Here is a 12,148-nt window from a genome sequence, read left to right as displayed (position 1 = left end):
CGCAATGTTCGCAAGTGGGCGCCAGCGTTTTAATGGCGCATTCAAAGCTATCGAACGTATATGACTTTCCTTGGATAGCTATTTCAAAAGATTTGTCATATTCATTTCCACATGAATCACACTTCGCCATATCGGCCTCCTCGGTTAAGTCGTCTTGAATGAGTCGCCTGGGCGGGCTATATACGCCCCGTCCGGCGTCTCAGGAGCCCGCAAGTCTTAAGCCTGGCTGGCTGTGCCCGAGGGAGTGCTGCTCACGATCGCGCGGCTGCATGCAAGCTGCTCTGCTGCATACGGATATAGGTATATTTTCTCGTAACGAGCAAATTTTTCTGTCTGTCCGACCACACGTCGCCGAACGGCGTATCGATCGGCCTGAGACAGTAGCGCGGCGCTCAGAAGCCCCTCCCGCAGCGGCTCATTAACGAGGCGGATAAGGCGATACACGCAAGAGATTCGCCAGGTGCGCACAGTTGAGCGCCAGCTCTGTCGTCGTCTGAGCCGTCTTTTGCGGCGTAACAGGCAAGTCGTCAAAGTTCGTTTTTTGCATAGCTTCGCCGACCCAATAGGTCACTGCGCTCGCCGGCAATGTGAAACCCACATCATTCAAGGCCTGAAACAGCTCGGCACTGACATGGTGTGCACCATCCTCATTACCTACGACGACGACCCCAGCTACTCGGCCGTAAGTCACCATACGCCCGGCGTCATCCAACTCGCCTAAAAAAGCGTCCATACGTTCGAGAATGCGCTGGCATACGCTGGAAGGATGGCCGAGCCAAATCGGTGTTCCCAATATCAGAATGTCGGCCGCGAGAATGCGCCGCCGCAGATCCGGCCATTGGTCGCCCGCGCCTTCGTCCGACGTGACGCCGGGTGAAATGGTCAAGTCGACGGCACGTACCACGTCGTCACATTGAACATCCTGCTTGCGAAGCGCCTCGACGACCTGGCCAAGCAGCTTTTCACACGATGAGGCGGCAGGAGATTTTTTGAGTGTGCAATTAATGGCAATCGCTGAAAGAGCCATGACGCGTCCTCCGTAGGCAGACGCCATGATTGCGCAAGATCCATTCCCGCGGGACACAAGCCCCTCAGGCAGTCATAGCAGGGCGGCGGCTCGATTTGCCAGATCCGTTTTACGAATCGTGTGACAAGCGCGATGGTTACAAGCGCTGCAAATCCAGTAATACGCGGCGCGTGGACAAGGGACGGCCGACCAAATTGGCGGCCAAGCGCTCACGGAGATCTCGCCGTAATGCAGGCTCAATCGCTGGGTCATCGAAATCCGGCGCGGCCTCGTCGATGCCATAGCCGGTTTCACTGAGCAAGGTCCATTCAAAGCGCCGCAACGCACCGGCTGCCCGTGTTCCGCCCGCCAATTGCTGCAATGCCGTGTCGTAGGCATCGAACAAGGCAGGATGCGCGTCCTCGCGCGGCAGCAGGCGCAGCAGCAGCTCGTTCATGTACCAGGCGGACATGAGTGCCGTGCCTTTCAACGGCCGCAGGCCTACGACCTCGGCACGAGTCAGGGTTTTGACTTCGCCCGCACCGCTCCACGACAACAGCAGTGGTTGAAACGCGGATAACACCGGCCGTAACACCGAATACGGCCGCTTTGCCCCCTTGGCGACCAAGGCCACACAGCCGTGATCGCGGGAGAAACTCTGAACGATAAGAGAGGTTTCGCGCCACGGCGTGGCGTGGAGCATAAAGGCAGGGCAATCCTGGACGCGATGCGCCCTTTTACTCATAGCCTAAATCGCGCAACGCACCTTCGCGGTCGGACCAGCCTTTGCGCACCTTGATATAGACCTCGAGATGCACAGGCTTGTCGACCAGCTTGGCGATATCTTGGCGCGCCTCGGTCGCGATGCGCTTCATATGTTCGCCGCCGGCGCCCAGCAGGATAGGCCGATGACTCTCGCGTTCGACCACTACGCAGGCCGCTATGCGCAGCGCCTGATCGTTTTCTTCCCATTGCTCGATGACGACGGTGCACGCATACGGCAATTCGTCACCCACCAGACGAAAGATCTTTTCGCGGAGCAATTCGGCCGCGATGAAGCGCACGGGCCGATCGGTGAGCGTGTCTTCCTCGAACATGGGCTCGCCTTCGGGCAAGCGAGCGGCGATTTCCTGCAGCAACTGATCGAGTTGCTGAGCCTTGAGCGCGCTGACCGGCACCACGGCATCATAGGGATGCAGGGCCACGATCTTGGAGACAAAGGCAAACAAGTCATCGCGCTTTTTGATCGCGTCGATCTTGCTCACGACCAGAATGGTGCGCTTGGCATCGGGCAACAGAGGCAGCAGCTTGGCATCGCCGTCAGTCCATTTGCCGGCCTCGACGACATGCACCACAACGTCCACGTCAGCCAGTGCCTGCGTCACGACACGATTCATCATGCGGTTCATCGCCCCGCCATGGCGCGTCTGAAAACCGGGGGTATCGACAAAAACGAATTGCTCATGCTCGCGCGTGAGCACGCCGTGAATACGGTGACGCGTCGTCTGCGCCTTGCGCGAGACGATGGAGATTTTCGAGCCGATCAAGGCATTGGTCAGGGTGGACTTGCCCACGTTGGGGCGGCCCACCACAGCCACGAAACCGGTTCGGAAAGGGGTATCGCTCATTTGACCTCTTGAGCCACTGCCACGGGCAGTGACAATTGCGCTGTTTTACGGGCTTTGCCCGATTTACGGGCCGGGCGTCCTGGCGGACTCGCGACCTGGGCGGCCTCCAGGGCCAGCTTGGCGGCGGATTGTTCGGCGGCACGGCGGCTGGCGCCGGCGGCTACGATTTTGATTTCCAGGGCCGGGATGGAACACTCGACCTCGAATTGCTGGCTGTGCGCCGCACCATGCGTGGCGACAACCGTATAGAGCGGCAGAGCCAGTTTCCGGCCCTGCAGAAACTCCTGCAACAGGGTTTTGGCGTCTTTACCCAGGGTTTTGGGATCTACGCTGGCCAGCACCGGCTGATATTGCCGTGCGATAACCTTGCGAGCCACCTCAAAACCACCGTCCAGAAAGGCTGCGCCAAAAATGGCCTCGACCGCATCAGCCAGAATGGACGGACGGCGAAAGCCGCCGCTTTTGAGCTCGCCTTCGCCCAGACGCAGATGCTGGGAAAGCTCGAGACGCTGGCCGATTTCGGCCAAGGAAGCTTGTTTGACCAAATTGGCGCGCAGGCGGGACAAATCGCCCTCGTCCAGCTTTGGAAACCGCTCGAAAAGCAGTGCCGCCACGACGAAATTCAACACCGAGTCCCCGAGAAACTCCAGGCGCTCGTTGTGCCGCGCGCTATGGCTGCGATGCGTCAGCGCCTGCTCAAGCAGGCCCGCATCGCTGAAGCGATGATCGAGGCGGGTTTCCAGCGTGGCGAGAGACATGTCAGTGAAAGCTGCCGATACGGCCTAAGTCGCTGAAGTTCATCCAGATAAAGAACGCCTTTCCGACGATATTGGCATCAGGGACAAACCCCCAGTAACGGCTATCGGCGCTGTTATCCCGGTTGTCGCCCATGGCGAAATATTGTCCTTCCGGCACCTTGCAGCGTACTCCATTACGGGCATACTGGCAGTTACCCATGTTGGGAAACTGCCAAATTGGCCCGTACATCTGTGTTTTTCCCTCATCTAGCAGGATCTGGTGCTCAACATTGCCCAATTTTTCCTTGTATTGAGCAATATACGACACCCGATCCGGCTCGAAATATTCGCCGTCCTGGACGTGGGGCACCAACTGGCCATTGACGTAGAGCTTTTTGTCCAGATAGGCGACCTCGTCACCCGGCAGGCCGACAATACGCTTGATGTAGTCCACGCTGGGATCCACGGGGTAGCGGAAAACGACCACATCACCGCGCTGAGGCGAGCCGGTGTCGACGACTTTTTTGTCAACGATAGGCAGACGCACGCCATAGCTGAATTTGTTCACCAGGATCAAATCGCCCGATTGCAGCGTGGGCAGCATGGAACCCGACGGAATGCGAAAAGGTTCGACCACAAAAGAACGCAGCACGAACACGAACAAAATGACCGGGAAAAAGCTGACTGCATACTCGATCCACCATGGCACACGCGTCGCGGACTCCAGTGCGGCCTGGCGCATGCGAGTGGCCTCCTGGGGATCCGTCACATAGCTGGTATCGACGGCGTCGGCGGCCTCGCGGCCGCGTTGAGCGCGCTTGCGGCGCAGCATCGACACATCCAGCGCCCAGATAATGCCGGTCACCACCAACAGCACAAAAAGTATCAGTGCAAAATTCCAACTCATAGGGTTGCCGCCTTTTTCTTACTACTTGTCTTCGACCTGCAAAATAGCGAGGAACGCTTCTTGGGGGATTTCCACGCTACCCACTTGCTTCATGCGCTTTTTGCCCGCCTTCTGCTTTTCTAGCAGTTTTTTCTTGCGGGTAATGTCGCCGCCGTAGCACTTGGCCAGCACGTTCTTGCGCAAGGCCTTGACGTTTTCGCGTGCAATCACTTCGGCGCCAATGGCCGCCTGAATCGCGACATCGAACATCTGGCGAGGAATCAGGCCACGCATCCGCGTCACGACGTCGCGCGCGCGATAGCGGGCGTTGGCCCGGTGCACGATCATGGCCAGGGCATCCACGCGGTCGCCGTTGATCAGCAGATCGACCTTGACCACATCTGCCGAGCGGTATTCGAGAAACTCATAGTCCATCGACGCATAGCCGCGCGACACGGATTTCAGCTTGTCGAAGAAGTCGAGCACGATTTCAGCCAGAGGGATCTCGTACGTCAGGTGGACCTGGCGGCCGTGATAGCTCATGTTGATCTGCACGCCGCGCTTTTGATTGCACAGTGTCATGACCGGCCCCACGTATTCCTGGGGCATGAATAGGGTCACCTTGACGATGGGCTCGCGTATATCGGTGATCTTGCCAACCTCGGGCATGCGCGCCGGGCTGTCGATGATCTCCAGCGAGCCATCGCGCTGTTCGACCTCGTACACCACCGACGGCGCAGTGGTGATGATGTCCATGTCGAACTCGCGCTCCAGGCGCTCTTGCACAATTTCCATGTGCAAGAGTCCCAAAAAGCCGCAACGGAACCCAAAACCCAAGGCCTGGGAGACTTCGGGTTCGAACATCAGGGCCGCGTCGTTGAGCTTGAGTTTTTCGAGCGAGTCGCGCAGCTGATCGTATTCGGAGCTTTCGACCGGATACAGGCCGGCGAACACCTGCGGCTTGACCTCTTTAAAACCGGGCAGCGGGGTGGGAGCAGGCTTGCCCGCGAGCGTGATGGTATCGCCGACCTTGGCGTTGGCGAGTTCTTTGATGCCCGCGATGATGAAACCCACTTCGCCGGCCGACAATTTGGTACGCGGCTGTGATTTTGGCGTAAAAACGCCCAGTTGCTCGCACAAATGCGTGGCGCCCGAGGCCATCAGCAGGATTTTGTCTTTAGGATTGAGCGTACCGTTGACAATACGCACCAGCATCACCACGCCGACATAGTTGTCGAACCAGGAATCGATGATCAGCGCCTGTAGCGGTGCGTCCGGATCGCCGACTGGGGCCGGCACGCGCGAGACGATGGTTTCGAGGATTTCATCGATCCCCATCCCGGTTTTTGCGCTAGCCAGCACTGCCTGACTCGCATCGATACCGATGACATCCTCAACCTCTTGGCGAGCTGCATCCGGGTCGGCTTGCGGCAAGTCCATTTTGTTGAGTACGGGCAAGACCTCGACGCCCAGCTCGATGGCGGTATAGCAGTTGGCGACCGTTTGTGCCTCAACGCCCTGGGAGGCATCCACGACCAGCAATGCGCCCTCGCAGGCAGACAACGAACGGCTGACTTCGTACGAAAAATCGACGTGCCCCGGGGTGTCGATCAGGTTCAGGTTGTAGACCTTTCCGTCCTGGGCACGGTATTCCAGCGCGGCGGTCTGCGCTTTGATGGTGATGCCCCGCTCGCGTTCGATGTCCATCGAATCCAGCACTTGAGCGGACATCTCGCGCGCTGCCAGCCCGCCGCAACGTTGGATCAGGCGATCGGCCAGGGTCGATTTGCCGTGATCGATGTGGGCGATGATGGAAAAATTGCGAATATGCTGCATAGAGTGGATTTATTAGGGACAAAACGCACGTAAAGCCGGTGCGCGACAGAGACACAAACGCAAGCCATACAAGACCGCGGTCACCATACCGAGCCCGATATCACTCGGGTCACGAGAAAAGAACCAGCCAAAAACGAGGGGGCGCATCGCGCCCCCTGCTGTGCCGCCTGGCCGTTCCGCGGTATGTGCAGCCCCTGCGAGAGCAACAAACCTCAGATACGGCGTGGCGGCCACTTTTGTGGCAACCAGCCATTTTAGCCGGTCTTGGCGTTTATTTGGACGGCTCGACCGCCACCCACTGCGCTTGATCGCCACGGCGGACCAATAAACCGGCCGCTTTGCCCTTGGGAAGCTTGCTGACCAGGCTGTTGAACTGGCTCGCATCCGTCACATCGGTGTTATTGACCGCCAGGACGATATCCCCAGGCTGCAGACCGGCAGCGTCCGCCGGGCCGGTGGCTGTGCGCACTTGAACGCCACCTTTGATGCCCAGTTTGCGCTGAACGTCATTGGGAACATTCACTACGCCCAATCCCAGGGCGTTGCCGGCAGGCTGGGCCTCTTCCTGAGGGGTCGCCTCGGAATCATCCGCCTTGGCAGTGAGTTCGCCCACTTTGACCGACAGCGTCACGGTTTTGCCGCGGCGCCAGACTTCCATGTCGGCACGGGTGCCCGGCTTGGTTTCTCCGACGATACGAGGCAAATCGGACCAGCGCTTGATGGTTTCACCGTTGAATGAGGTAATCACGTCGCCCGCCTTGACGCCAGCATCCCCAGCGGGGCCGTCGGTTTCGACATTGCTGACCAGCGCGCCTTCGGCCTTGGGCAAGCCAATGGCGCTGGCAACGTCCTTGCCGACCTCACCGATCTGTACGCCGATCCGGCCACGAGTCACCTTGCCGCTGGCACGCAGCTGGTCGGCAACGCGCATGGCCTCGTCAATTGGAATGGCCAGGGAAATACCCATGAAACCGCCACTACGCGAGACGATCTGCGAGTTGATCCCGACGACCTCGCCTTTCAAGTTGATCAGCGGGCCGCCCGAGTTGCCGGGGTTGACCGCCACATCAGTCTGAATGAAAGGCAGGTATTCACCCGTATCGCGGCTCATGGCGCTGACAATACCTGCCGTAGCAGTAGAGTCCAGTCCAAATGGCGAGCCGATTGCCAGCACCCATTGGCCCTTTTTGAGCTGTTTGGGGTCGCCGATCGCCAGCGGAGTCATATCCTTGGCGTCGATCTTGATCAGCGCCACATCGGTGCGTTCGTCCGTCCCGATGACCTTGGCCTTGAACTCGCGCCCATCAGTCAGCGTGACGTAGATATCGGCCGCGTCGCTGACAACATGATTGTTGGTCAGGATGTAGCCATCGGCCGAGATAAAGAACCCAGAACCGACACCACGGGGGACTTTGCGCTCCTCGGGAGCTTGGCGGGGCGTGGGATGCGGTTGCTGCGGGACGCCTGGACCTTGGAAATCCGGGCCGAAGAACCAGCGGAATAATTCGTAGGGGTCGCCGCTGCCGCCTGGCGAACGCACGGGCACGTTCGCCGTCGTGCGGATATTGACCACAGCAGGATCGGCTTTGGCAATGACGTCGCTGAAATCAGGCAGCACTACCGCGGGACTAGCCGCGGCCGGTGCTTGCGTCTGCGCCTGTGCAACAGGCCCGTAGGCGCCGGCCAGCAAAACGGCTGACATGACTGCGGGGGCAAAGCGCCGGATAAAAGGTTTCGACACTGAAAGTGATTCCATGAGAGAACTCCGAAAACTCCCCATACCTTTTGCAGGCTTTATTGTTATTGAGAAGATACAGGCACGTATTCAGTAGAGGTGGCAAGCTGCTCCAGCGTCTCGGCCGGGACCTCGCCCAGCGCGGTCAGCCAAAAATCAGCGATGCGCGTGCTATAGATATTGATCGCACCGCGCCGCACCGCTCCGTTGGACATGGGATGGTCGCGTTGATCATCATAGGGCTCAATAAAGACGGAAATGGCGGCCAGCCCATCAGACAGCACCAGTTGGCTGACGTTGCTGCGCCCCATCGAACGCACTACCTGCATGACCGAGACAAACCCGGCCGGCGCAGGAATACGCCATCCTTGGGCCGCCAGATCGATGGTCTCGATCTTGGGCTGCAAGACCTTCCAGTCTCGCGTGTTCCACGGCGATGTCAACTCATTCGCATCGACCTTGTCGCCCAAGCGGATAGAGCTGAACGAGACCTGCTCGACCACGCGCTGGTCGCTGTCTACCGTCTGCGCGCGGAGCAGTAAATTGGTGGCCACATCTGCACACAACCGGTAGCCATAGCGCTGCCCGTCGCGCGGCTGAATCGTGATGATCCGGCATTGGCGGTCCGCGACACGGTGCAGCTTGTCTTGCACCCGAATGTCGTAATGTTGCGCCAACTCGGTCGGATTGCCCAGCAGCAAGCCAGGGAAGCGATCACCGCGACGCGGCTCCATCAACACGGTCTTGCGCTCGGGAATGAGGCATTGAATTTCGTCGTTGTGGCGCAGGTATTCGCGAGGCTGGCCGTCCAGGATTTCCAGACGCTCACGCTCGCCCGTGCCATCAATGACATGAACGAGCCGAGATGACTGGATGGCCTCGCCCTGCTGGTACATGAATACGCCCGCATAGTCCTGCTTGCGTGCAGCCTGCTGGATATCGTAGAGCAGTTGTACTGCTGAGTCCGGCGCCGCAGTCTCAGCAGCCCGGGCGGCGTCATGCAAAGAGGAAAGCGCGACCAGGAAAACGGCAGTCAACGCCCACCCTGCCCCTTGTATCGGCCGGCGGAATAGGCCGGCACGATGCCATGCGGGGCGACAGAAATGTTGTAACTGCGCGATCAACGTCCAGCTCCGGCATCGAACGACACCTGGCGTACCGCGCTGGGGCCCGCCATTTGGCGATGAGCCTCGAGGTAGTCACGTAGCGCCGGCGTTTCGTTGATGGACGCATCCGCCAACGTACGGGTATCGGCCGGCCGGCTGCTGCCGCCCATGATGTAAGGCTGCGCCACCCAAGCCACCGTAGCAACGGCGGCGGCAACAGCCAGACTGGAGAGCCCGAAACGTAACGGAGAACGGCGTCGCTGCGGCGCAACAATCGGCAGCTCGGCATCCAGTGCACGAGACAGACGCGCATGGAAATTTGCACTAGGACTGACGGCCAGATCGGCATTGCGCAAGGCATCGCCTATCAGGTGATAGGTGTCCCAGGTTCGGCGGCCTTGCTCAGTGGAAAGGTCGGGAAAATTGAAATCGGACGACTCACCGTCCATCCAGGCCGACACCGATTCCTCGAGGGAAACTTCGGTCTCTACCACTGATTTTGCTGTTGACTGCATGACTGCCGCTCCTTACCAACGACGCTCGGCATCGGTGTCCAGCAATGGACGCAACCGGGTGGCGATGGCTTCGCGCGCACGAAAAATGCGCGAACGTACCGTGCCAATGGGGCAGTCCATGCTTTGGGCGATGTCTTCGTAACTCATACCTTCGATTTCACGCAGCACGATAGCGGTCCGGAGCTCTTCGGGCAAATCCTCGATGACGGCGTTCACTGTCTCGGCGATTTCCCGGCTAGCCACCATGGATTCCGGTGTGCTGATATCGGTTAGGTTGTCTGTTTCGTTAAAAGTTTCACCGTCTTCGGTTTCAATTGCATTTGGCGCGCTCGGACGACGCCCGGCAGAAGCCAGCCAATTGCGGGCCGTATTGACGGCAATGCGGTAAAGCCAGGTATAAAAGGCGCTCTCGCCGCGAAATTGTGGCAGCGCCCGGTAGGCCTTGATAAAGGCTTCCTGAGCGACGTCTTCGATTTCGGCGGGATCGCGGATCATGCGACCCAATAGCCGCAGGATTTTGCGCTGGTATTTGAGCACCAGCAGATCAAATGCTTTTTTGTCGCCCCGCTGTACGCGGGCGACCAATTCGGCGTCGACATCGCGCTCGCTCATGACGCCCCCTGCACGGGTGACGCCCGCAGGCGCTGAGCAGCCCCAGCCAGCAGGCAAAGCCGACGCCAGGCTGTTGCAGAGATGCGCGGCTGCCAGATTGAAACGCGATAGTGCGCACGAGGCCCGGCAGCGGACGCATCGGCCTGCAGGTGCAGACTCAGCCAGCACGGACCGCGATGGCTATCTTGCAACTCGGCTGGAATCCAGCGCCGCCCCTGGCGGATCTGCCAGCGGCGGCTGCCTGCGACCGCGCGGATCGCGCGCACGGCCGCGTGACGCGTCGCGCGCACCGGCACGCACAGCGTCCGCAGGCCGGGTTCCCAGAGGTCGGCCAAATTAAACCCGGCGAACGGCCATGGAGCCGTTGGTGCCGCCAAAACCAAAGGAATTGGAAAGCCCCACATCGATCTTCATGTCCCGGGCCTCGTTGGCGCAGTAATCCAGGTCGCACTCGGGATCCTGGTTGAAGATGTTGATGGTGGGTGGCGATTTCTGGTGGTACACCGCGAGCGTGGTGAACACGGCCTCGATACCGCCGGCGGCCCCGAGCAAGTGACCCGTCATCGATTTGGTGGAATTCACCACCAGCTTTTTGGCGTGATCACCGAAGGCCAGTTTCAGCGCATCGGATTCGTTTTTGTCGCCCAACGGCGTCGAGGTGCCATGGGCATTGACGTAGTCCACCTCGTCGAGGTTGATGCCGCCATTACGCAAAGCGTTGATCACGCCACGGCGCGGACCGTCCTTGTCGGGAGCGGTGATGTGATGCGCATCCGAGCTCATGCCATAGCCCGCAAACTCGCCGTAAATGCGAGCACCGCGTTTTTTGGCGTGCTCGTATTCCTCGAGGACCAGGACGCCAGCGCCCTCGCCCAGCACGAAACCATCGCGATCGCGGTCCCAGGGGCGCGATGCCGTCGTCGGATCATCGTTGCGAGTGGACAATGCACGCATGGCAGCAAAACCGCCGATGCCCAGAGGCGATACCGTGGACTCGGCGCCGCCTGCCAGCATGACGTCGGCATCGCCGTATTCGATCAGGCGCGCAGCATCACCGATGCAATGCAAGCCCGTCGTACATGCGGACACCACGGCATAGCTCGGGCCCTTCATGCCGAATCGAATCGATAACTGGCCTGAGATCAGGTTGATCAGGGAGCCAGGTACGAAAAAGGGGGAAATACGTCGCGGACCTTTGGCGAGCAGCTCGGTCTGCGTTTCTTCGATACGGGGAAGACCGCCAATGCCGGATCCCACGATCACGCCGATTCGGTCAGCGTTGGCTTCGGTAACGTCCAACCCGCTGTCTTGCCAGGCCTGAATGCCCGCAGCCATGCCGTAATGGATGAAAGTATCCATCTGGCGGGCTTCTTTGACGGGCATGTACTGCGTGACGTCGAAATCTTTGACCTCACCCGCGATATGCGTAGTGATGGCTGAAGGATCGAAACGGGAGATGCGGCTGATGCCAGAACGTCCGTTGACGATATTGTCCCAGGCGCTGGAGATATCGTTGCCCACGGGCGATACGATACCCAGGCCGGTAATGACGACTCGTCGCTTCACGGAGGACTCCTAAAAGACAAAAGAAAGGCGGCTTTCGGATGCGCCGTGCGAACGGCAGACAAGCAAGAATATCGTAACAATACTCTTGCATGCGAACCGCACGACACCTCTGAAACCGCCCCGACTCCCGATCGCCACCCCTGTACGGGGTAACGCCGGGAACAATATAGGCTGCGCTTACTGCTTACCGTGCGAATTGATGTAATCAATCGCCTGCTGCACGGTGGTGATCTTTTCGGCCTCTTCGTCGGGGATCTCGGTCTCGAATTCGTCTTCGAGCGCCATGACCAGTTCAACCATATCGAGCGAATCGGCACCGAGGTCGTCAAGGAAGGAGGACTCGTTTTTGATCTCGGCTTCGTTAACGCCAAGTTGTTCAGCGACGATCTTCTTGACGCGCTGTTCGATGCTTTCCATGCAGATCTCCAAGTGGGAAAAATCCCGCGAATTATAGCCAAGCGTAGAGGAATGCAAACGCCTGGCCGTGATAAAAGTAACTGTACGCCCTGAGACGCACCCCA

Annotated in this window: 12 protein-coding genes; all 12 read right to left on the bottom strand. The window is 59.3% G+C overall.

The features are described 5' to 3' along the window. Nucleotides 1–418: 418 nt before the first annotated feature. On the bottom strand, nt 419–1,027 hold the full coding sequence (locus tag CAL20_RS07660) for a flavodoxin family protein (RefSeq protein WP_094837545.1): 609 nt from the start codon (nt 1,025–1,027) through the stop codon (nt 419–421). A gap of 136 nt (nt 1,028–1,163) precedes the next feature. Continuing rightward, nucleotides 1,164–1,751 (bottom strand): DNA repair protein RecO, encoded by a 588-nt coding sequence (gene recO / locus CAL20_RS07655; RefSeq protein ID WP_094820240.1) that lies wholly within the window; start codon nt 1,749–1,751, stop codon nt 1,164–1,166. Further along, nucleotides 1,744–2,634 (bottom strand): GTPase Era, encoded by an 891-nt coding sequence (gene era, locus CAL20_RS07650; RefSeq protein ID WP_094837544.1) that lies wholly within the window; start codon nt 2,632–2,634, stop codon nt 1,744–1,746. Before era ends, recO begins: the two co-directional genes overlap by 8 nt. Then, the gene (rnc, locus tag CAL20_RS07645) at nt 2,631–3,392 is read right to left on the bottom strand and encodes a ribonuclease III (RefSeq protein ID WP_094837543.1); all 762 of its coding nucleotides are present in this window, start codon (nt 3,390–3,392) and stop codon (nt 2,631–2,633) included. Before rnc ends, era begins: the two co-directional genes overlap by 4 nt. Nucleotide 3,393: 1 nt before the next feature. After that, nucleotides 3,394–4,278, bottom strand: coding sequence for a signal peptidase I (lepB, locus tag CAL20_RS07640; protein WP_094820237.1), 885 nt, complete (start codon nt 4,276–4,278; stop codon nt 3,394–3,396). A 21-nt stretch (nt 4,279–4,299) separates the two neighbouring features. Beyond that, on the bottom strand, nt 4,300–6,093 hold the full coding sequence (lepA, locus tag CAL20_RS07635) for a translation elongation factor 4 (RefSeq protein WP_094820236.1): 1,794 nt from the start codon (nt 6,091–6,093) through the stop codon (nt 4,300–4,302). A 271-nt stretch (nt 6,094–6,364) separates the two neighbouring features. Further along, nucleotides 6,365–7,849, bottom strand: coding sequence for a DegQ family serine endoprotease (locus tag CAL20_RS07630; protein WP_094837542.1), 1,485 nt, complete (start codon nt 7,847–7,849; stop codon nt 6,365–6,367). Nucleotides 7,850–7,893: 44 nt separating this feature from the next. Beyond that, nucleotides 7,894–8,952 (bottom strand): MucB/RseB C-terminal domain-containing protein, encoded by a 1,059-nt coding sequence (locus CAL20_RS07625; RefSeq protein WP_373558281.1) that lies wholly within the window; start codon nt 8,950–8,952, stop codon nt 7,894–7,896. Further along, on the bottom strand, nt 8,949–9,449 hold the full coding sequence (locus CAL20_RS07620; RefSeq protein WP_094820234.1) for a sigma-E factor negative regulatory protein: 501 nt from the start codon (nt 9,447–9,449) through the stop codon (nt 8,949–8,951). The genes CAL20_RS07625 and CAL20_RS07620 overlap by 4 nt, the downstream gene beginning before the upstream one ends. Before the next feature lie 12 nt (nt 9,450–9,461). Further along, nucleotides 9,462–10,061 carry an RNA polymerase sigma factor RpoE gene (rpoE, locus tag CAL20_RS07615; RefSeq protein ID WP_094820233.1) on the bottom strand — a complete coding sequence of 200 codons (600 nt, stop codon included), beginning with the start codon at nt 10,059–10,061 and terminating at the stop codon, nt 9,462–9,464. Nucleotides 10,062–10,397: 336 nt separating this feature from the next. Next, nucleotides 10,398–11,627 (bottom strand): beta-ketoacyl-ACP synthase II, encoded by a 1,230-nt coding sequence (gene fabF, locus CAL20_RS07605; protein WP_094820231.1) that lies wholly within the window; start codon nt 11,625–11,627, stop codon nt 10,398–10,400. A gap of 177 nt (nt 11,628–11,804) precedes the next feature. After that, entirely contained in the window at nt 11,805–12,044 is a 240-nt protein-coding gene (gene acpP / locus CAL20_RS07600; protein WP_003813816.1) for an acyl carrier protein, read from the bottom strand. Nucleotides 12,045–12,148 lie beyond the last annotated feature (104 nt).

This window comes from Bordetella genomosp. 4 (assembly GCF_002261185.1).
Classification (GTDB): Bacteria; Pseudomonadota; Gammaproteobacteria; order Burkholderiales; family Burkholderiaceae_B; genus Bordetella_A.
Note: the sequence above shows the minus strand (reverse complement) of the source record. Positions and strands in the feature narration are given on the sequence as shown.